The sequence below is a fragment of the Lactobacillus sp. ESL0703 genome (assembly GCF_029433435.1).
Lineage (GTDB): Bacteria > Bacillota > Bacilli > Lactobacillales > Lactobacillaceae > Lactobacillus.
On the sequence record NZ_JAQTIB010000004.1, the window covers coordinates 20,643 to 40,453 of the forward strand.

Annotated in this window: 18 protein-coding genes; 15 read left to right on the forward strand and 3 right to left on the reverse strand. The window is 39.1% G+C overall.

Annotated features, from left to right (window positions below; all coding sequences use genetic code 11):
- Nucleotides 1–19: 19 nt before the first annotated feature.
- Together PT278_RS06325 and PT278_RS06330 are read left to right on the forward strand one after the other, a co-directional pair.
- Entirely contained in the window at nucleotides 20–406 is a 387-nt protein-coding gene (locus tag PT278_RS06325; RefSeq protein ID WP_277131051.1) for a PTS lactose/cellobiose transporter subunit IIA, read from the forward strand.
- 99 nt (nucleotides 407–505) lie between these two features.
- On the forward strand, nucleotides 506–1,177 hold the full coding sequence (locus tag PT278_RS06330) for a CPBP family intramembrane glutamic endopeptidase (protein ID WP_277131052.1): 672 nt from the start codon (nucleotides 506–508) through the stop codon (nucleotides 1,175–1,177).
- A 59-nt stretch (nucleotides 1,178–1,236) separates the two neighbouring features.
- Here the strand turns inward: PT278_RS06330 and PT278_RS06335 are convergent, their stop codons facing one another.
- Entirely contained in the window at nucleotides 1,237–2,685 is a 1,449-nt protein-coding gene (locus tag PT278_RS06335; RefSeq protein WP_277131053.1) for a 6-phospho-beta-glucosidase, read from the reverse strand.
- A 193-nt stretch (nucleotides 2,686–2,878) separates the two neighbouring features.
- Between PT278_RS06335 and PT278_RS06340 the strand changes: the two genes are divergently transcribed.
- The 7 genes from PT278_RS06340 (at nucleotide 2,879) to PT278_RS06370 (ending at nucleotide 8,353) form a co-directional block, all read left to right on the forward strand.
- Nucleotides 2,879–3,214 (forward strand): PTS sugar transporter subunit IIB, encoded by a 336-nt coding sequence (locus PT278_RS06340; protein WP_277131054.1) that lies wholly within the window; start codon nucleotides 2,879–2,881, stop codon nucleotides 3,212–3,214.
- Nucleotides 3,215–3,226: 12 nt separating this feature from the next.
- Nucleotides 3,227–3,721 carry a PTS cellobiose transporter subunit IIA gene (locus tag PT278_RS06345; protein WP_277131056.1) on the forward strand — a complete coding sequence of 165 codons (495 nt, stop codon included), beginning with the start codon at nucleotides 3,227–3,229 and terminating at the stop codon, nucleotides 3,719–3,721.
- A 37-nt stretch (nucleotides 3,722–3,758) separates the two neighbouring features.
- Nucleotides 3,759–5,123, forward strand: coding sequence for a PTS cellobiose transporter subunit IIC (celB, locus tag PT278_RS06350; RefSeq protein WP_277131057.1), 1,365 nt, complete (start codon nucleotides 3,759–3,761; stop codon nucleotides 5,121–5,123).
- A gap of 164 nt (nucleotides 5,124–5,287) precedes the next feature.
- On the forward strand, nucleotides 5,288–5,758 hold the full coding sequence (locus PT278_RS06355) for a DNA starvation/stationary phase protection protein (protein ID WP_277131058.1): 471 nt from the start codon (nucleotides 5,288–5,290) through the stop codon (nucleotides 5,756–5,758).
- Nucleotides 5,759–5,883: 125 nt separating this feature from the next.
- The gene (gene rpiA / locus PT278_RS06360; protein WP_277131060.1) at nucleotides 5,884–6,576 is read left to right on the forward strand and encodes a ribose-5-phosphate isomerase RpiA; all 693 of its coding nucleotides are present in this window, start codon (nucleotides 5,884–5,886) and stop codon (nucleotides 6,574–6,576) included.
- 119 nt (nucleotides 6,577–6,695) lie between these two features.
- Nucleotides 6,696–7,616, forward strand: coding sequence for a nucleoside hydrolase (locus PT278_RS06365; protein WP_277131062.1), 921 nt, complete (start codon nucleotides 6,696–6,698; stop codon nucleotides 7,614–7,616).
- 11 nt (nucleotides 7,617–7,627) lie between these two features.
- A complete protein-coding gene (locus PT278_RS06370) occupies nucleotides 7,628–8,353 on the forward strand; it encodes a GntR family transcriptional regulator (RefSeq protein ID WP_277131064.1) in 726 nt (241 codons plus the stop codon).
- Nucleotides 8,354–8,420: 67 nt separating this feature from the next.
- Here PT278_RS06370 and PT278_RS06375 read toward each other — a convergent pair whose 3' ends face one another.
- Nucleotides 8,421–9,194, reverse strand: a complete 774-nt coding sequence (locus PT278_RS06375) for a DeoR/GlpR family DNA-binding transcription regulator (protein WP_277131066.1) — start codon at nucleotides 9,192–9,194, stop codon at nucleotides 8,421–8,423.
- Between the two features lie 287 nt (nucleotides 9,195–9,481).
- On the opposite strand from PT278_RS06375, the gene PT278_RS06380 reads away from it, so the two are divergent.
- Nucleotides 9,482–11,881 carry a phosphoketolase family protein gene (locus PT278_RS06380; protein ID WP_277131068.1) on the forward strand — a complete coding sequence of 800 codons (2,400 nt, stop codon included), beginning with the start codon at nucleotides 9,482–9,484 and terminating at the stop codon, nucleotides 11,879–11,881.
- A 779-nt stretch (nucleotides 11,882–12,660) separates the two neighbouring features.
- A complete protein-coding gene (locus PT278_RS06385; RefSeq protein WP_277131070.1) occupies nucleotides 12,661–15,327 on the forward strand; it encodes a calcium-translocating P-type ATPase, PMCA-type in 2,667 nt (888 codons plus the stop codon).
- A 73-nt stretch (nucleotides 15,328–15,400) separates the two neighbouring features.
- Here PT278_RS06385 and PT278_RS06390 read toward each other — a convergent pair whose 3' ends face one another.
- Nucleotides 15,401–15,850, reverse strand: a complete 450-nt coding sequence (locus PT278_RS06390; RefSeq protein WP_277131071.1) for a GAF domain-containing protein — start codon at nucleotides 15,848–15,850, stop codon at nucleotides 15,401–15,403.
- A gap of 143 nt (nucleotides 15,851–15,993) precedes the next feature.
- Here PT278_RS06390 and PT278_RS06395 point away from each other — a divergent pair, with 143 nt between their 5' ends.
- From PT278_RS06395 to PT278_RS06410, 4 genes are all read left to right on the forward strand, one after another.
- On the forward strand, nucleotides 15,994–17,400 hold the full coding sequence (locus tag PT278_RS06395; RefSeq protein WP_277131294.1) for a DHA2 family efflux MFS transporter permease subunit: 1,407 nt from the start codon (nucleotides 15,994–15,996) through the stop codon (nucleotides 17,398–17,400).
- A 199-nt stretch (nucleotides 17,401–17,599) separates the two neighbouring features.
- On the forward strand, nucleotides 17,600–18,337 hold the full coding sequence (locus PT278_RS06400; RefSeq protein ID WP_277131073.1) for an amino acid ABC transporter ATP-binding protein: 738 nt from the start codon (nucleotides 17,600–17,602) through the stop codon (nucleotides 18,335–18,337).
- Nucleotides 18,338–18,350: 13 nt separating this feature from the next.
- A complete protein-coding gene (locus PT278_RS06405; protein WP_277131074.1) occupies nucleotides 18,351–19,166 on the forward strand; it encodes a transporter substrate-binding domain-containing protein in 816 nt (271 codons plus the stop codon).
- A complete protein-coding gene (locus PT278_RS06410) occupies nucleotides 19,163–19,801 on the forward strand; it encodes an amino acid ABC transporter permease (RefSeq protein WP_277131075.1) in 639 nt (212 codons plus the stop codon). Before PT278_RS06405 ends, PT278_RS06410 begins: the two co-directional genes overlap by 4 nt.
- Nucleotides 19,802–19,811: the final 10 nt, after the last annotated feature.

The window sequence follows — 19,811 nt, forward strand, 5'->3', positions numbered from 1 at the left end:
CATTTAGGAGATTGATAATATGACTGAAGAAAAAAACACAGCTAAAGAAGAAACTCCAGAAGATCCGGAACAAGCAACGTTAATGGCAGCGATGGGCTTAATTGCCAATGGTGGTAATGCTAAGAGTTTAGCATTTGAAGCGATTCGCGCTGCTAAAAAAGGTGATATTGATACTGCTAGAGCTAAGCTAAAAGAAGCTGACGATTCTTTGCTTCAAGCTCATAATTCACAAACAGATATGTTAACCAAAGAAGCGCAGGGTGAGCATACCCAAGTTACTTTGCTAGTTGTTCACTCACAAGATCATTTGATGAATGCCATTACTTTTAGAGATTTGGCAGGCGAAATGGTAGATTTGTATGAAAAATTATACCAGGCTAATGCATTAGAAAAAGATAGTGAATAGATATTTGAATAAAGCGGTATTGTAAGTAGAGAATATAATTATAGATAAAGTAAGCTAGTTATCTTTTACGATAACTAGTTTATTTTGTGAGGAATAAAAATGTACAAACAGAAATTCGGAAAATACATCTTAACCTTATTAAAAATTATCCTACTTCTCCCTTTAGCCTTTATTATCCAATTTCCAGCAGGTTCGGAGTTTTTGTATTCCAATGAAACTAAGTACAATATTAATTTAGTAAATCATTTAGTAGTATTGATTTTTGGAATACTTATAGCATTTTTTAGTGTTTTTTATGTTTATAGAAAGGTGAATGGCGCAGCTATTAGGCTTTTTTCTTTTAAGTTAAAATGGATTATATTTACGATTATCGTTATTATTGGGGCATTATTGATAGAAATATTAATTAATCTTCTGTCAAAGAATAGTGCTGCTACTACTAATTATTTAATATCGATTTCAATCGGCTTTCCATTACAGCCCTTCTTTTTAATAGAAAATGTTATTGTTGGACCTATTTTAGAAGAATTCTTATTTCGCGGCATATTACAAAATGGTATTTTAAAAGATACTCCTGCTTGGATAAAAATACCTATAACTGCATTTTTATTTGCATTTATGCATGAAGGAATAATAAATTGGAAGCTCATGGAATGGTTCACTCTAGGTCTAGGACTAGGATACATATATTATAAAAGCAATGATCTTAAAATGTCTATTTTTGGTCACATGTTGTCCAATGCCTTAATAATTATTATTGACATTTGTTAATTACAATATAAAAAGGTTTCTACATTAATTGTAGAAACCTTTTTGTGTGCTTTAAATTATTAATCTAAATCTTGACCATTTGACTTAATAACTTTTTGATACCAATAGAATGAATCCTTGCGTGACCGCTTCAGAGTTCCTTCGCCCGCATCGTTTTTATCAACATAGATAAAGCCATAACGTTTATCCATTTGACCAGTTCCAGCAGATACCAAGTCAATTGGTCCCCAAGGCAGGTAACCCATTAGGTCAACACCATCAAGGGCAACGGCTTTTTCCATTTCTGAAATGTGTTTGCGTAAGTAGTCAACACGGTAATCATCATGGATTGAACCATCTGCTTCAACTTTATCATAAGCACCAAGGCCATTTTCCACAATGAACAATGGCAAATGATAGCGGTCAGTTAAGTGGTTGAGAGCAATCCGCAAACCTTCTGGGTCAATTTCCCAGCCCCAGTCGCTGCGTTCAAGTGTTGGGTTAACGTCAACTGCTTGTGCCAAGTTACTGAGTTCATCAGGCTTAACTTTCTTGGCAGAAACTGTCGTTGTTTGGTAATAACTAAAACCAATGTAGTCAACAGTGCCTTCTTTTAGAACGACACGGTCTTCATCCGTAATGTCAGGACGATAACCATGACGCTCAATGTAGGCTTCGACTTCTTTAGGATATTCACCAAAAGCATGAACATCTGAGAACCAATTACGCCGTTGTTCAAATTTATCAGCTAGTAAAACATCGTCAGAAGATGGCGTTAACGGTCTAACTGGTGAGTAATTAATCATGCAGCCAATTTGGAAGTTAGGGTTGATTTTATGACCAACATTGACAGCTAGAGCCGAAGCAACTAATTCATAATGAGCTGCTTGGAACATGGCTGCTTCTTTTTCTTGATCCGTCATTCCTTTTTTGAATAGAATGCCTGAATTAGTGGCCATTGAGAAGTCATTGCCGAAATCGGATTGATTGTCAATTTCGTTAAAAGTCATCCAATACTTAACTTTATTTTGGTAACGTTTGAAGCAGACTGTAGCAAAGCGTAAGAAGAAATCAATTACTTTTCGATTAGTGAAGCCATTATATTTCTTGGCTAAATGAAACGGCATTTCAAAGTGGGATAAAGTAACGACTGGTTCAACACCATACTTATGGCAAGTGTCGAATAATTTATCGTAAAATTTCAGTCCAGCCTCATTTGGTTCTGCTTCGTCGCCGTTAGGAAAGATCCGAGTCCAAGCAATTGAGGTTCTAAAGGCTTTAAAGCCCATTTCAGCCATTAATTTGATGTCTTCATCGTAATGGTGGTAAAAGTCAATTGCACTGTGGTTAGGGTAATTTTTTCCCGGAATAACGCCATCAGTTATTTCTCTGGGTTTAGTAGCGGAACCAACAGTCATGACATCGGCCATTGACACACCTTTATTGTCTTCGTCCCAAGCACCTTCTAATTGATGAGCGGCAACGGCACCACCCCATAAAAAGTCATCTGGCATTTTTGCTGAATACATAAAAAACCTCACTTATAAAATCTGTTAGCATTGATAACGTTTACAACTAACATTTTATAACAATGGATTTTTATCACAAGTAAGATTTTTAAGATATATAAAAAATTAACATTTATTTGCACTTTTATTGAAAGCGCTTTATAATGTATTGCATAGAACAAACTCTATAGGATACATTTTAGGAGGATATATTATGGCAGAACAGACAATTATGTTGAATTGTGCGGCAGGGATGAGCACATCTTTGTTGGTTACTAAGATGCAGGAAGCTGCAAAAAAGCAGAACATTGATGTGAAGATTTTTGCGTGTCCCGCTTCAGAAGCACCACAACATTTGGATCAAGAGACCATTGATTGTGTATTGCTAGGGCCACAAGTTCGTTATATGGAAGACGATATGAAGGACAAGGTTAAAGGCAAGGGTAAAGATGGTGCCGATACTCCTGTTGCCGTAATTGATATGCAAGCATATGGCATGATGAATGGCGAAAAAGTCCTTAAACAAGCCGAAGATTTAATTAACGGTTAAGGGGCATTATAAATGGCCGATGAAAAGGATGAAATAGCTCGTAAAAAATATGAAGATAATCTGAAATATCTTTATTTTAGTCGCTATCTAATGTTAAGGTATTCGGTTTCTGCGTACTTATTTACAAATATATTTTGGTTGATATTTTCATTACCATACAAAAGAATAGCTGGGATTATCGTTGCCGCAATAATGACAATTTTTGCGGCGGCAGCAGCGATTGAGCAGCTAAGTAAAATGCACAATCGCGACTTAGATGTGCCGATAACTAGAATTTATTTTTTGATTCAAATCGTTGTGAATATCTTGTTGATTATTTTGTTACAGCTTCCAATTGGAAAGTATCTTTTCCCATTTGTCTCAGATCAAAGCAGTAAAGTGCTGATTTTAACGATTTTATTAGTTGGAATTGTTCTTGCTGGCTGTTGTGAACTACGAATTAAAAATATTCTTAACGGAAAAGATCGTTATACCAAAGTAATTGCAACGTTTAAAAAGAATAACTAAAGCCAATTAAGGACTTTACTGTTAGGGGAGGAACGTTATGGCTGAAGAAGAGAAGAAGCCGATGAAAGACCGAATATCTAAATTAATTGGTAAGTTTGCGGCTACTAGATTTGTACGGGCAATCATGGATGCTGGTTACAGTGTAATTTCATTTACTATTGTCGGAGCATTTTTCTTAATTTTGACAGTTTTACCTGATGTAGTTAGAAATCCTGGATTTACTAGTTTTTATAATAGTACGATTGGCCGTTTTGATAATTTATATCAGGCTGTTTATAACGCCACAATGGGTATTTTGGCATTAGTCTTCTCTGGGACTTTTGCATACTCATATACTAAGATATACCGTGATGAAGAGCACATTAATTTAGTTCCAGTTAATGGACTAATGATGTTCTTGATGGCCTTCTTTATTACCGTACCAGAATTAATTTGGAAGAATGGTACAGTTCAATTTGTGACCATGTTTACTAAAGATAAAATGCTAGCAGGTGGTTATCAAGCTTCACAAACTGCAGGTATTTATCGGATTGGTGCCGTTGGGATCTTTATCGGATTGGTAATTGCGTGGTTAACGGTTCAAGTTTATCGCTATACCATTAAGCATAATTGGCGAATTAAAATGCCAGCATCAGTACCAGCCGGGGTATCAAACTCATTTAGTGCATTAATTCCTACAGCTTGTGTATCAATTATTGTTGCTGCAATTAATATGGTATTGGTATTAATGGGGACAGACTTATTTAAGGTATTGTTTGTACCATTCTCATTTATTAGTAATATTGCTGATAGTTGGTGGGGTATCCTAGTTATCATGTTCTTGATTCACTTCTTATGGTGGTTTGGTATTCATGGTGCAACAATTATCAGTTCCTTCTATACTCCAATTGTATTGGCTAACTTGCAAGCTAACCAACATGGAGGTGCTTACCATGTATTTGCTGGTGAGTTTACCAATGCGTTTGTTACGATTGGTGGTTCTGGCGCAACTTTAGGTGTTGCCATTTGGCTAGTTTTGCGGGCTCGTTCGGCACAGTTAAAGGAAATTGGTAAGGTAGAAATTGTTCCAGCAATCTTTAATATTAATGAACCATTGATTTTTGGTTTACCAGTAGTTTACAATGCTAACTTAATGATTCCATTTATCTTAGCACCAATGGCTTCGAGCTTAGTTGCATATTTAGGAATTGCCACTCACATGGTACCGAAAATTATTGCGCAACAACCATGGCCATCACCAGTTGGTTTAGGCGGACTGGTTGCAACGGGAAGTTGGCAAGGTGGAGTTTTGTCAATCATTTGTGCAATTGTTGCATTTGTAATATGGTATCCATTTATTAAACATTACGATAATATGTTATTGAAGCAAGAAAAAGAAGCTGCTGCACAAGAAAATGCTTAGAAGTTAGTGTGTGAATAAAAACAGTTAGTTTGGTACTAACTGTTTTTTGTTTTAAAAAATTACAGTGGCTCTCATTTTTTCACAAACAAGTTTTAAGTAATCCAACTCACTTTTTGTTATGATAAAAATGTAACCAAGAGTGTTTGAATAGGAGGAATTTTATTATGAAATATCCTAAGACAAAAGAAGTTTTAAATCAATTAGTAGCAGATTTGACGCAAATGCACATGATTGTGCACCAACACCATTGGTACATGCGCGGTGAACGCTTTTTGAAGTTGCACCCATACCTTGATAAAGTAATGGATGAATTGTCTGACCAACAAGATTTAGTCGCAGAGCGATTGATTACTTTAGATGGTTCACCAGTTTCAACACTTAGCGACATTGCTAAAATGACTAACATCAAGGACGAAGAACCAAACTGGAACGAGACAATTGATGAGCGTTACAGCAAGATTATTGCTGGTTATCGTCAATTGGAGCAAGACTACCAAAAGGGCTTGGAAGTCAGCGATGAAGAAGGCGATTATTCAACTAATGATATGTTCACCACTTGTCACACAGAAGTTGAAAAGCGTATTTGGATGATGTCTGCAGAGATTAATCAGGCACCAGGAATTGATCCAGAATAAAAAATAATTGTTAAAGAGTAGTTTTGCTAAACTACTCTTTTTTATTGTGATTACTTATAGAAAATTTTGCTATAATAAGGTTGATTGATGAGTTGGTAATGATTTAATAGTGGGAAAGTATGACGATGGATAAAGAAGAACAGGATAAATTAAAGCAAAAAGCTGGAATTAAAGCTGCTAGCCTGGTTAAGCCGGGAATGAAATTAGGAATTGGTACTGGTTCAACCGTAGCCTTTTTGATTGATGCTTTAGGTAAACGCAAGCAAGAAGAAGGCTTGGAGCTAGCTGCCATTGCCACTACTTCTAGTAGAAGCAAAAAGCAGATGGAGAGTTGGGGCTTTAAAGTTAACCAGCTTGCTGAAATTGACCAGCTTGACTTAACAATTGACGGCGCAGACCGTTTTGCGACTAACTTTGATGGGATTAAAGGCGGCGGTGGCGCGTTAACACTAGAAAAAAATGTTGCCGTTAATTCGAAAAAAGTAATGTGGATAGTTGATGAATCGAAAGTTGTCGACCACTTGAGTGGTTTTGCACTGCCTGTGGAAGTTCTGCCGATTTCATGTGAACAAACTTTCCGTCGTTTTGAAGCAGAAGGGCTAAAGCCCAAGTGGCGAATGACTGCTGGCAAACGCTTCGTCACCCATTACGCTAATTACATTATTGACTTAGACCTTGACCGTATTCCTGTGCCACATGGTTTGGCTGATTATCTTGACCACACTGTGGGGGTTGTGGAACACGGCTTATTCCTTGATATGTGTGATGAAGTTATTATTGCTCATCGCAATGGTGAGATTGAAGACCGCAAAAAATAAAATTAGGGATGAATTGTTGATAAATTGGTTATTGACAATTCATTTTTTCTTTTAAAAGAAGCAACTGGTGTCGAGATTTGGTATGATTGACATATAAACTTTTTAAAAGAGGAAATTTAATGACAAGAAAACCTTTGATTATCAGTACAGACCCCGGAATTGACGATGCAGTGGCAATTACCATTGCTTTATTTGCCAAAGAATTAGACGTCAAGTTAATTGCGGCAACTTGGGGTAATGTGACTTTAGACAAAACCTTGCAGAATGCTTTAAAATTAGAAGCCTTCTTGCAAACTAAGGTACCAGTTGTCGCTGGGGCAACGCGGCCGCTGCTGCGGGCAGCAATTGATGCTTCAAGCGTTCATGGTAAGTCCGGCATGGCTGGCTATGATTTTCCTGAAGCTGACGAGACATTATTGGTGCCAGGTTTAGCTGCCAAGGCAATCCATGAAGTAGTTGCTAAGAGCGAGACCAAGGTAACTTTGATGCAGATTGGTCCAGCGACAGATTTTGCCTTATACTTCAGACAATATCCTGATGACCTAGCTAAGATTGAGGAATTAGTCATTATGGGCGGTGCAATTGGCCGCGGCAATTGGGGACCATATAGTGAATATAATGTTGCCGGTGATCCTGAAGCTGCTCAGATTGTCTTTGACAGCGGCGTACCAATCAAGGTTGCACCACTAGAATTGGGCCACCAAGCATTTATAACCCAAGAAACGCTGCAGAAGATAAAAGTTTTGGGTAAAACTGGTGATATGTTGTATCGTATTTTAACTAATCTGCATGATGAAACCGAGACTGATGGCCGCGAGATTTATGATGCCCTGGCTGCAGGGATGCTGTTAAATCCTAAGATGTACACCTTTAAGCCAGCTTACATTGTGGTTGATACCAAGAGCCCACATGCGTATGGTGCGTCAATCATGGACTTCAATGACTTCTTTGGTAAACCTGCTAATGCCCAAGTTGGTGTTAAGATAGATCAAGACGTATTTTCTGATTGGATTATTCAGGCAATTAAACAAGCAAATTAGTGAGGCAGTAAATGGCAGATTTTGTTTATCGGACTGTGATGCACGATATTAAGCAGAATATTTTAAATAATAAGTATGATGGGATGAGATTGCCTGATGAGCGCAGCTTGGCCGAACACTACCAGGTTAGTCGTTCGTCGATGAAGCGGGCAATGGAATTGTTGTCGCAACAAGGAATTGTCTTTAAAAAACGCGGCAGCGGCACTTTTATTAACCCACTTTATTTGAAAAATCAGTCCTTATTTCGTTATGAGGGTTCTAATCTAGGCTTGACTGATAGTTTAAAAGTCCCTGGCAAACAGCAAAAAATTAAGCTGCTTGATTTTCACGTTGTTAAATCCCCCGAAAGCATTGCACAAGACTTATTTTTAAGCAAAAATGATTTTGTTTATGAATTTCGGCGGCTGCGGTTAATGGATGAACAGCCATTTTTAATTGAAACTGGCTATTTGCCAATCAAAATTGTGCCGGAATTAAAGCCGCAGCATTTACAGAGTTCACTGTTTAATTATTTGGAAGATACTCAAAATAAGGTTGTTACCAAGGCATTTTTGAATATTACTGTTGATCCATCAAGTGCTGACGATCAAGAGCAGATGCAATTGAAGGCAACTGAGCCAGTTGGCGTCATGGAAGGAATTTTCTTTTTAGATGATGGTACCCCGTTTGAATTTTCAACAATGCGAGTTCATTATCAGTACATGCGTTTTAATACGTTCGTTAATTTGAATAAATAACAAAAGAGCAAGCCTGAGCTTGCTCTTTTTGCTAGGATACATATTATTTAAAGAAGAAAATTATTGTTTAGCTAACTTTTTTCTTTATAACTGAAATAATTTGCGTTGTTGGCGCAAAGTTTTGCTTAATCTCGTCAGGCAATGGCTCATCAGTGATAAGCACATCAATCTGACTAAGAGGAACAGCCATGTAAGGTGCAATTTTCGGATTGTTAAACTTATGCTTTTCGGCGACAACGATAATTCTTTTCGCCCGCGAAGTTGCGACTTTGATTAATTCGGCATCGTTGATTTTAGGTAGGTAGATACCATCGCTTTTTACACTAGCCGTACCAACAAAAGCATTATTAAAACTAATTCCTTTTAATAAGTCAAGTGCGTGAACGGAGTAATTAAACCGGTGTTCTTTGTTAATTATCCCGCCTAAAAGTAAAACCTCGGGAAATTCCGACCGCATTAGTTCAAGCGAATTATCAATTGAATTGGTAACGATTTGTAAATTAGTACCACTGATTAACTGACACAACTTTTTAAGGATCGTTGATGGTCCAATAAAATCGCATTGTCTGGTATGGATGAAGTGCTGTGCCATTTGTGCCATTTGGGTTTTAATTGGCGAGTCAATCTGGTTGCGGGTTAAAAATGGCAGACCTTCATCATCAGTGTTTCTAATTAATCCGCCGTGGACGCGAATTGCTTGGCCAGTGGCAACTAACCGAATTACGTCACGTCTAGCAGTATCAAACGAAATATTGAAGTGCTCAGCCAAATCACGGGTAACCAGATGGTTTTGCCTAACAAGCATTTGTCTAATTTCATGTAATCGTTGCTCCTGTGTCATTCTGCTTCCTCCAAAAATAAATTTATCATGTTTAGAGATTATTATAAATATTTTAATTAATAAGTCAGAATTTTTATCAGCATTTATCAGTATTTTGGCAATAAAATACTGATAAATAAAAATAATTAACTGGATAAAGCTTGATGCAGCAACTATTAAGTATTTTAAATACTGATTTTTAAAATTGGAACGAACCAATTTTTTAAATGGTTGAACTTTTAGAAAAACTTGCTATAATATATTGTGTAAAGAGAAATTAAGTAAGTAATTGCTAAAGGAGAAATAAAATGGCAGTTGATTACGATTCACAAGAATATTTAAAGAGTGTCGATGCTGACTGGCGCGCAGCTAACTATCTATCTGTTGGACAGCTTTTCTTAATGAGCAATCCACTATTAAAGCATGACTTAAAAGCTAGTGATGTTAAACCTAAGCCAATTGGCCACTGGGGCACAATTTCACCACAAAACTTCATTTATGCTCATTTAAATCGGGTAATTAAGAAGTACAACTTGGACATGTTTTATATCGAAGGTTCAGGTCATGGTGGTCAAGTAATGGTTTCTAATGCCTATCTTGATGGTTCATATACCGAGCGCTTCCCTGACATCAAGCAGGATGAAGAAGGCATGGCTAAGTTGTTCAAGCGCTTCAGTTTTCCGGGTGGTTCAGCTTCACACGCTGCTCCTGAAACACCGGGCTCATTGCACGAAGGCGGCGAGTTAGGTTATTCACTCTCACACGGTACAGGTGCGATTTTGGATAATCCAGACGTAATTGCGGCCGTTGAAATCGGTGATGGGGAATCAGAAACTGGACCATTGGCAACTAGCTGGTTCAGCGATAAGTTTATCAATCCAATTAAAGACGGTGCCGTCTTACCAATCTTACAAATTAATGGCTTCAAGATTTCTAATCCAACCATCGTTTCACGGATGACTGATGAAGAACTGACTAAGTATTTTGAAGGCATGGGCTGGCACCCATACATTATTTCTGCTTATAATGGCGGCGAATTTGATGGTTACAAGGACCATATGCAAGTTCACCAAGAAATGGCTAAGTTAATGGATACTGTGATTGAAGAAATCAAGGCAATCCAAAAGCATGCTCGTGAAAATAATGATGCTACCTTGCCACATTGGCCAATGATTATCTTTAGAGTACCTAAGGGTTGGACTGGTCCTAAGTTTGACCTTGATGGTAATCCAATTGAAAACTCATTTAGAGCACACCAAATTCCAATTCCTGTTGAACAAGATGATATGGAACACAAAGACATGCTGGTTGATTGGCTTAAGAGTTACAAACCAGAAGAATTGTTTGATGAAAATGGTGCACCAACTGAAATCGTTAAGCAGAATATGGTTCATGGCGACCAAAGAATGGCAATGAACCCAATTACCAACGGTGGTAAAAATCCTAAGCGTTTGGCTTTGCCTGACTATCGTAAGTATGCGTTGAAGTTTGACAAGCCAGGTTCAGTTGAAGCTCAAGACATGGCTGAATGGGCAAAATATTTGAGTGAAGTTGCTGACATGAACCCAGATACATTCCGCGGCTTTGGTCCAGATGAAACTAAATCCAACAGAATGTTCAAGTTGCTTGATGACCAAAAGCGGCAATGGGGTGAGCAAATTCATGAGCCAAATGATGAAAACTTGGCACCAAGTGGTCGAATTATTGACTCACAATTGTCAGAACACCAAGATGAAGGTTGGCTTGAAGGCTATGTTCTAACTGGTCGTCACGGTTTTTTTGCTACTTATGAAGCCTTTGGTCGTGTTGTTGACTCAATGTTAACCCAACATATGAAGTGGTTGCGTAAGGCCAAAGAACAATATTGGCGTCATGATTACCCATCGTTAAACTTTGTTGCTACTTCTACTGTATTCCAACAAGATCACAATGGTTATACTCACCAAGACCCAGGTATTTTGACCCATATGTACGAAAAGAACCGGCCAGATTTGATTCATGAATATCTGCCGTCAGACACTAACTCATTATTGGCAATTTCGCAAAAGGCCTTTACTGACCGTGAATGTATCAACATTTTGGTTACTTCTAAGCAGCCGCGGCCACAATGGTTCTCGATTGATGAGGCAACTAAGATTGCACAACATGGTTTGTCATACATTGATTGGGCTTCAACTGACCAAAATGCTAAGCCAGATGTTGTCTTTGCTTCGACTGAAACTGAACCAACAATGGAATCGTTAGCTGCGATTGATATCTTGCACAAGGAATTTCCAGATTTGAAGATGCGTTACATTAATATCATTGATATTATGAAGTTAATGAATACTAAGGATAATCCAGATGCAATTTCTGATGAAGAATTTGATCGCTTATTCCCAAGTGATGTGCCAGTTATCTTTGCATGGCACGGCTTTAAAGCAATGATGCAATCAATCTGGTTTGGTCGTAAACGTGATAATATTCATATCCACTGCTACGAAGAAGAAGGCGACATTACCACGCCATTTGATATGCGGGTAGTGAACGAACTTGATCGTTTCCACTTAGCTAAAGATGCTGTTTTGAGCGTACCACGGCTGGCTGATAAGAGTGCTGGCTTTGTAGCTAAGATGGACAAGCTGCTTGCTAAGCACCACCAATATATTCGTGATAATGGTGAAGATATGCCAGAAGTTACCGAATGGCAATGGACCGGTTTGAAATAATTTAACTAATCAAATATCCCTCTAAATAGAGAAGAGCCTAGTTTCAATTGAAACTAGGTTCTTTTTGATAAAAATGTAATACACGTTTAATAAATTTATGGAATTATAATGTGCATTGACATATAATAAAAGTAACATTCAGATAGCTTGAACGCGGTGGCAAATCCTGATTCTAAGGAGATGATGCGTATGGTGTAACAAAACCATGCAGCAGAATTCTTGTTAAAGAAGGGAGGAGCCGAGTACCTTGCTGGGTACTTTATTGAGAGTTGGCTGGTCAATAATATCGCTAATTGTGATGATCGATATAATTATTAAGCAAATTAATATTTTATTATCTGATCTGATTGAAATGGCGATTTTGCATGATCTGCTAATGAGTTTGGTAAAATTTTTTACCAAACAAAAATAACCGCTAAGCGTTCGCATCGCAACGGTTATTTTGTGAAATAATTAATGTAATGCCACCGCTAATAAGCGATGATTCTGAGTGCTGGCGATCTTATTGATAGTAGGATCGTCTTTTATTACTCATGGATATTATAGCATGGGATTAGTATTGTGAACAAGCGATGCCTTTTGCAATTTAATATTAATTTTTAATTGATTTTCCTTGTTAAAATAAAATAAATTATTTATAATTAGCTTAATCATAAGGGAGTAACAGCAATTACTTGCGATAAGCCCAACAGCCGAAAGTGAAACTTTCTGGACTTATCTTAATTAGTGAGACTTGTGTGCAGTATGCATATAAGTCTCTTTTTTATTAGGAGGTAAAAATGGCCCAAGATTATTACAGACAAGCGGTTCAAGAAGTAGCCAGTGAATTAGACACGTCACTAAGCAAAGGATTGACTGCAAGTCAAGTTAAGCAGCGCCGAGAGCAATACGGTGCTAACAGTTTGGCTGGAAAGAAGAAAGTTAGCCTTTGGCAACGTTTTTTAGCTCAATTCAAAGATTTTATGATTATTGTCTTGATTATTGCGGCGTTATTGTCAGGATTTGTTGCTCAAGAATGGACTGATGCGGCAATAATTATGATTGTTGTCTTATTGAACGCAATTTTGGGCGTTTTTCAAGAAGCACGTTCAGAAGAAGCAATTAATGCGTTGAAAAAAATGGCAACGCCAAGCGCGCACGTCAGGCGTAATGGTCAGGTTGTGGAAATTCCCAGCACTGAATTGGTACCAGGGGACGTTGTTTTATTAGAGGCCGGTGATGTGGTCCCAGCTGATTTGCGCTTAATAAGCGTCAACAGCTTAAAGGTTGAGGAATCGGCATTAACGGGCGAATCTGTCCCAGTTGACAAGCAGGACACACCGCTAGAAGACGCGCAGGTTGCTCTGGCTGACCAAGACGACATGGCCTTTGCAAATACCAATGTTACTTATGGCCGCGCCGAAGGGATAGTTACCCAGACGGGAATGCATACCGAGGTTGGTAAAATTGCGACGCTGCTTAATAATACCGATGAAACTGATACGCCGCTGAAGCAAAATCTGAATCAGCTGGGAAAAACACTGACGATTATGATTTTGGTAATCTGTGCGATTGTGTTTGCTGTTGGCTTCTTTACCAAGCAAGGTACAGAGCCAGTCGACAAGTTAGCGATTGACATGTTTTTGGTAGCTGTGTCGTTAGCTGTAGCGGCAATTCCGGAAGGTTTACCAGCAATTGTTACCATTATTTTGGCATTAGGCACGCAAGTGATGGCTAAGCACAAGTCAATTGTGCGCAAGTTGCCCGCTGTGGAAACATTGGGAGCAACAGACGTTATTTGTTCTGATAAAACAGGAACACTGACGCAGAATAAAATGACAGTTGAACGAGTTTATTATGACAGTCAAGTTCATCAGGCTGAACAAGCAATTACTCCAAAAAATCATGCTTTGTTGGCAATGCTGCTAGCAAATGATACGCAAATTAGTGATAAGCAGCTTTTGGGCGATCCAACCGAAACGGCTCTGGTTCAGTATGCAATTAACCAAAAAATTAATGTCCAAGAATTGTTGGCACAACATCAACGTGTGCAGGAAGTTCCCTTTGATTCAGAACGTAAGTTGATGAGTACTGTTAATCAAGATGGCGATCATTTTTTGGTGGCTGTTAAGGGGGCACCTGACCAATTATTAAAACGGGTCACTAAGATTGAGAAAGATGGGCAAATTGTTCCGATTACTGAGGCCCAAAAGCAAGAAATTTTAGCAGTTAATCAAACTATGGCTGAACAAGCATTACGTGTACTAGCATTGGCTTATAAAGTTGTCAAGCAGCCGTATGATGAGCCAACAACTGACAATGTTGAGCAAGACCTTATCTTTGCTGGGTTGGTTGGGATGATTGACCCAGAAAGACCAGAAGCTAAAGCGGCGATTGCGGAAGCCAAGCAGGCTGGCATACGAACGGTAATGATTACGGGCGATTTTCAAGTAACAGCACAAGCAATTGCTCAACGGCTGGGGATTATTGAGCCGGGGCAAGACCAGCAAGTGATTACAGGTGCCCAACTTGATGAAATAAGTGATGACTACTTGCAAGAGCATGTTGGTGATTATAGCGTTTATGCGCGTGTTTCACCGGAGCACAAGGTGCGGATTGTTAAGGCATGGCAAGCACAAGGCAAGATTGTGGCAATGACTGGCGACGGTGTGAATGACGCACCGAGTTTGAAACAAGCTGACATTGGTATTGGTATGGGGATCACAGGAACCGAGGTTTCTAAAGGTGCCAGCGACATGATTTTGGCTGATGATAACTTTGCCACGATTGTTGAAGCGGTTAAGCAAGGACGAAAAGTTTTCAGCAATATTCAGAAGGCAATTCTATATTTGATGAGCTGTAATGTTGGTGAAGTCTTAACTGTCTTTATGATGACAATGCTTGGCTGGGATATTTTGGCACCTGTGCAATTATTGTGGATTAATCTGGTAACAGACACGTTGCCGGCAATTGCATTAGGACTTGAACCAGTGGAAAAGGGCATTATGAATCGGCGCCCGCGGGGGAAGAAATCGACGTTCTTCAGCGGCGGAGTTGCCAGTTCGATTGTTTATCAAGGTGTTTTGGAAGGCATATTAGTGTTGACAACTTACCAGTTGGGACTTAATTTTGGCCCACATCTTGCTAATAGTACCCTGCAGCATGAGGATGCATTAACGATGGCCTTTTTGACTTTAGGATTAATTCAGCTGTTCCACGCGGTTAATTCCAAGTACATTCACCAGTCAATCTTCACGAAGCAGACATTTGCTAATAAGTGGTTTAACTGGGCAATCCTGGTATCTGCATTGGTAATGGCGGCAGTAGAATTGCCGTTCATGACGAAATTCTTTGACGTAACGGAATTGAACGGCGTGCAGTGGTTAATTGTTCTGTTAGCTGGTATCTGCATGATTGTAATTGTGGAAATTGTCAAATTCTTTGAAAGAAGATTGGGCGAAAAGTAAGTTTTAAAAAATCATGAAAAAATCCCCTTTGCAGAATTGCTTCTGTAAGGGGGATTTTTTGCTGGTGAAAGATTTAAGCGATTACTAACATCGTTATTTTTGCTAAATATTCCGCGTCGACTTCGTCAAAAGTCGCGAAATCATTACTGTCCAAGTCTAGAACTGCAATCAGCTCATTGTTCTTGATGATAGGAACGACAATTTCAGAATTAGTTGCGGCATCACAGGCAATGTGACCGGCAAATTGATGAACATCTGGGACAATTTGCGTTTGCCGAGTTGCAGCAGCCGTACCACAAACGCCCTTGCCCAAATTAATATGCATGCAGGCAACAGGACCTTGGAATGGCCCTAAAATTAATTCGCCATTTTGATAGCGGTAAAAACCGGCGTAACTGACATTAGGCAGACCGCTGAACAATAATGCGCTAATGTTACTCATGTTGGCAATTAAGTCATGCTCACCTGTAAGTAAGCTCTTGGCCTGCTCAAGCAGCAGTTGATAATTTTCTTGTTTATTCATTTATTTCTCCTCATTAACGTTAGTGTAAACTAGTTTGTTAAATTTGAAAACGATAACAAACTTACGAAACTAATTTTATTTTGCTATTCTAAATAAGTCGTCTAAAAATTAGGGACGAAATAGGAGGAATTTGGATGAAAAAAATGGACGCAATTGTCAAGGTGGAAAAACCTTGGCTTGTAATGGCAGGGATGTTAATCGGCACCTTTGTGGGGATGCTGTCAGAAACATCATTGAACATCGCATTGCCCCAATTAATGAAAATTTTTGGCGTTAGCAGTTCACAAATTCAATTTTTAGTAACAGGCTACATGTTAATTATTGGGATTATCTTGCCATTTTCAAGTTTATTAACTAAATGGTTTAGCACACGAAAAATTGTCATTACTGGGTTATTGGCCTTTATTATTGGGTCAGTTATTTCAGCTATGGCACCTAATTTTGCCATTTTATTGACTGGCCGAATGATTCAAGGAATTGGCACGGGCTTAATCCTGCCAATTACCTTTACGGTTGCGATGTTGATTTTCCCACCATATAAGCTGGGAACAGCAATGGGTGTCTGCAGTTTGGTTATTATGCTGGCACCAGCAATTGGCCCAACTTTAACTGGAATTATCTTAGGCAAGTTATCGTGGAGCTATGTTTTCTGGCTATTCGTACCATTCTTGGTTATTGCGTTGATTTTAGCCATCTTTGGTTTAAAAAATGTTGGTCAAATTACTAAGCCACGCGTTGATTTCTTATCTGTAATCGAATCAGTAGTTGGCTTTTCAAGTTTAGTTATGTCAGTTAGTTTGGCAAGTGGCTTGGGCTGGAGTTCACCTGTTGTCTTAGGATTACTCGTTCTTGGCTTAATTGTTTTGTTCTTTTATGGCAAGCGTCAATTGCATTTGACCGAGCCGGTTTTGAACTTACATGTGTTCAATAAACGTGCCTTTACATTGGGTGCATTAAGTGTAATGGTCGATTTTGCTATTATTTTGTCGGCAATGTACTTATTACCGCAATATTTGCAAAAAGGGTTATCACTGCCAGTTGCGATTACTGGGTTAATCATGTTGCCGGGCGGAATTATTAATGCCGCTGTTTCAGCTTTTGCTGGGAGAATGTATGATTCACTTGGCGCAAAAATTCCAGCGGTACTTGGTTTTATCTTGGCTATTGTTGGGATCGTGATGTTATTAATGTCTAACAGTCATTCCAGCTTGGCTTACGTTGTGGCAGCGCACATCATTTTAATGGTTGGCTGTCCGCTAGCAATGTCACCAGCCCAAACTTACGCTCTGAATTCTCTGCAGGGGCAAGAATCGGCTGATGGCAGTACGATTTTGAATACCATGCAACAGATCGTTGGTGCCTTGGCAACTGCTTTAGCAACTAGCTTGCTCGGATTAGGACAAGCAGCTTATCAAGGCGCTGATAGTGCTGCTCGGTTCACTAACGGAGTCCACTATGGTTTGTTCTTTACCCTTGCGTTAGCTGTTGTTGGTGTCTTATTGGGAATTAATTTTGGTTCAAGAACGCCAAGTAAAGATCTTGATGCTTAAAAAATAATACTACTAAATAACTTTTATCTTTTAATTTGAGGTAAAAGTTATTTTTTACAAATATAATTAAATTTATATTAACTATTTAATATTTAACTTAAAATAAGGCTTAATTTTTCTAAAAAATTAATTGGTATAGTAAAATAGACTTAGTTATATATTAAATTTTATTGCAATGATAATGAAAGAGGCGATAACAATGTCGATGATAGAATTCCATGATGTGCAAAAATTTTATGGCCATTTTCATGCACTGCACGACATTAATTTGAAGATCGATCAGGGGGAAACGGTTGTCTTAATTGGGCCTTCTGGCTCAGGTAAGAGTACTTTGGTAAGAACCGTCAACGGCCTTGAATCGATTCAAAAAGGCCAATTGATTGTTAATAATCATGACTTATCCGATCCCAAAACTGACTTAAATATTTTGCGGCGGGACGTCGGTATGGTTTTCCAACATTTCAATTTATATAAGAATAAAGATGTGTTAGAAAATATCATGTTGGCACCGCGGATTGTCAGTCATATGCCTGAAAAAGAAAACAAAGAGCAGGCGATGCATCTATTAGAGATGGTTGGTCTGGAAAAGTGGGCACACAACATGCCGTCACAGATTTCTGGTGGTCAAAAGCAGCGGGTGGCAATTGCTAGAACGCTAGCCATGCGGCCAAAATTGATCTTATATGATGAACCAACTTCTGCGCTTGACCCAGAAATGATTGATGATGTTTTGCAGGTTATCAAGAAGGTTACAACTGATAGCGGCATGACATCGCTGATCGTTACACACGAGATGGGCTTTGCTAAAGAAGTTGCCAATCGGGTAATCTTTATGGATCAAGGGAGAGTTGTGGAAGATGACGCTAGTGAAAGTTTCTTCAAACGGCCTAAGACGGAAAGAGCACAGCAATTTTTGAGTAAAATTATTTCACACTAAGGAGGGAGCAATCATGAAAAAGAGATTTTGGTTGGTTTCTCTATTAGCTAGTTTGCTCTTGTTAACCGGTTGTGGCCGCAGCTTAAGTGACCAGTCAGTTTTGGACAATGTTAAGCGGACCAATACAATTAGCTGGGGCGTTAAGGGTGATGTTAAGCTGTTTGGTCTGATTGACGTTAAAGATGGTCAACCCAAGGGCTTCGATGTCGATATGGCTAAGGCAATCACGCGGCATATTTTAGGACCAACAGGTAAAGCTGAGTTTACAACGACTACCTCACAATCACGGGTGCCATTATTGAAGAACGGTAACGTTGACGCGGTGATTGCAACCATGTCGATTACGCCAGAACGGGAAAAGGTAATTTCTTTTTCTAAATCTTACTTTGACGCGGGGCAATCGCTATTAGTGCCGAAAAACTCACCAATCCATAGTGTCAAGGACCTTAACGGCAAGACAGTTATTGGCGTAGTTGGTGCCAATTCAGTGGCTAACATTAAGAAGGTTGCCCCAAAGGCCCGCGTAATCGAATTGCAGGATTATGCCCAGGCAATGAACGCACTTAAGTCTCACCAAGGTGATGCCTTGACAACTGATAACGGGATTTTGTTTGGTTTAGCAGTGCAGAACCCGGGCTATCAGGTTCGCGGCGGCACGTTTACCGTGGAACCTTATGGTGTTGCCGTTAATAAGGGTCAGACTGGGTTTACTAAGGCCGTTGATAAGGCGGTTTTGGAAATGCAGCACGATGGCGAATACAACCGCTTGATTAAAAAATGGTTTGGTAATGTACCAGGATTTAAGTATAAGGAGTTGTATCGCAAATGATTAATATTTTCTCTCATTTTAGTAGTCAACTGCTAGTTGGCTTGGGTTGGACTGTGTTGTCAAGCGTGATTGCCTTATTCTTCAGTCTAATCATTGGTACTGTCTTTGCGATTATGGAGATTGTACCGAACAAGGTTTTGCGGACAATTGGACGTGCTTATGTCGAGATCTTCCGTAACATTCCGTTGTTGGTAATTACAATGTTCTTTTACCTTGTAATTCCAATGTATGTGGTCAAGATTAACGGCTTTACTGCTGGTACGATTGGACTAACGCTGTACACTTCTGCCTTTATTGCGGAAACAGTCCGCTCAGGTATTCAATCAGTTGCCGGAGGCCAGATGGAAGGTGCCCGCTCAACTGGGATGACCTATTGGCAGTCAATGCGCTATATTATTTTGCCGCAGGCCTTTAAGATTGTTATTCCGCCGCTTGGCAACCAGTTTGTTAATTTGGTGAAAAATTCGTCGGTATTGGCTTTTGTAGCTGGCTTTGACCTCATGTATCAAGCCAACTCAATTGCCTCGACAACTTTTGATACGATTAACAGCTATCTAGTGGTTGGCGTTTTGTATCTGATTATTACATTGCCGCTTAGCTATTACATGCAGCATTTAGAGAAGAAATTGGCCTAGGGGGTGCAGA

Excerpts from the sequence above, each read along its gene's own strand:
- PT278_RS06340 (WP_277131054.1), top strand. The coding sequence starts at position 2,879 with ATGGCAGAACAGACAATTATGTTGAATTGTGCGGCAGGGATGAGCACA.
- celB (WP_277131057.1), top strand. The coding sequence starts at position 3,759 with ATGGCTGAAGAAGAGAAGAAGCCGATGAAAGACCGAATATCTAAATTA.
- PT278_RS06365 (WP_277131062.1), top strand. The coding sequence starts at position 6,696 with ATGACAAGAAAACCTTTGATTATCAGTACAGACCCCGGAATTGACGAT.
- PT278_RS06385 (WP_277131070.1), top strand. The coding sequence starts at position 12,661 with ATGGCCCAAGATTATTACAGACAAGCGGTTCAAGAAGTAGCCAGTGAA.
- PT278_RS06325 (WP_277131051.1), top strand. The coding sequence starts at position 20 with ATGACTGAAGAAAAAAACACAGCTAAAGAAGAAACTCCAGAAGATCCG.
- PT278_RS06330 (WP_277131052.1), top strand. The coding sequence starts at position 506 with ATGTACAAACAGAAATTCGGAAAATACATCTTAACCTTATTAAAAATT.
- PT278_RS06395 (WP_277131294.1), top strand. The coding sequence starts at position 15,994 with ATGGACGCAATTGTCAAGGTGGAAAAACCTTGGCTTGTAATGGCAGGG.
- PT278_RS06380 (WP_277131068.1), top strand. The coding sequence starts at position 9,482 with ATGGCAGTTGATTACGATTCACAAGAATATTTAAAGAGTGTCGATGCT.
- PT278_RS06405 (WP_277131074.1), top strand. The coding sequence starts at position 18,351 with ATGAAAAAGAGATTTTGGTTGGTTTCTCTATTAGCTAGTTTGCTCTTG.
- PT278_RS06370 (WP_277131064.1), top strand. The coding sequence starts at position 7,628 with ATGGCAGATTTTGTTTATCGGACTGTGATGCACGATATTAAGCAGAAT.
- rpiA (WP_277131060.1), top strand. The coding sequence starts at position 5,884 with ATGGATAAAGAAGAACAGGATAAATTAAAGCAAAAAGCTGGAATTAAA.
- PT278_RS06410 (WP_277131075.1), top strand. The coding sequence starts at position 19,163 with ATGATTAATATTTTCTCTCATTTTAGTAGTCAACTGCTAGTTGGCTTG.
- PT278_RS06400 (WP_277131073.1), top strand. The coding sequence starts at position 17,600 with ATGTCGATGATAGAATTCCATGATGTGCAAAAATTTTATGGCCATTTT.
- PT278_RS06345 (WP_277131056.1), top strand. The coding sequence starts at position 3,227 with ATGGCCGATGAAAAGGATGAAATAGCTCGTAAAAAATATGAAGATAAT.
- PT278_RS06375 (WP_277131066.1), bottom strand. The coding sequence starts at position 9,194 with ATGACACAGGAGCAACGATTACATGAAATTAGACAAATGCTTGTTAGG.
- PT278_RS06390 (WP_277131071.1), bottom strand. The coding sequence starts at position 15,850 with ATGAATAAACAAGAAAATTATCAACTGCTGCTTGAGCAGGCCAAGAGC.
- PT278_RS06355 (WP_277131058.1), top strand. The coding sequence starts at position 5,288 with ATGAAATATCCTAAGACAAAAGAAGTTTTAAATCAATTAGTAGCAGAT.
- PT278_RS06335 (WP_277131053.1), bottom strand. The coding sequence starts at position 2,685 with ATGTATTCAGCAAAAATGCCAGATGACTTTTTATGGGGTGGTGCCGTT.